Here is a 404-nt window from a genome sequence, read left to right as displayed (position 1 = left end):
TGCTGGTGTCGGTCACCGAACGCACCCGCGAGATCGGCATCAGGCTGGCCATCGGCGCGCATGAAAAGCACATCCTCATCCAGTTCCTGGTCGAGGCCACGGTGCTGTCGCTGCTCGGCGGCATTATCGGCATCCTGATCGGGCTGGCGCTGGCCGGCCTCGCCGCGGTGACGCTGACCATCCCGTTCGCGCCGAGCCCGGCGGTGATCCTGCTCGCCGTCGGCTTTTCCGCCCTGATCGGCATGGTGTTCGGCTTCTTCCCGGCATTGCGCGGCGCCAGGCTCGATCCGATCGACGCGCTAAGGCACGAGTAGGGCAACCCGGCCGGAACGCAGCCAGCCCGAGCCGGTTTTGCACAGCCTTCGACATTTCCACCTGGTCCCGCCACCGTCGCCGCGCCGTTC

The 404-nt window shown here is 67.8% G+C and carries 1 protein-coding gene; it reads left to right on the top strand.

Annotation, left to right across the window (positions count from 1 at the left end; translation table 11 throughout):
• Nucleotides 1-314: FtsX-like permease family protein (locus EN906_RS37060; protein WP_127375908.1), on the top strand; the 314-nt coding region annotated here is incomplete at its 5' end.
• Between the last annotated feature and the right edge of the window lie 90 nt (nucleotides 315-404).

The sequence above is a fragment of the Mesorhizobium sp. M7A.F.Ca.CA.004.06.1.1 genome (assembly GCF_003999135.1).
Classification (GTDB): Bacteria; Pseudomonadota; Alphaproteobacteria; order Rhizobiales; family Rhizobiaceae; genus Mesorhizobium.
Note: the sequence above shows the minus strand (reverse complement) of the source record. Positions and strands in the feature narration are given on the sequence as shown.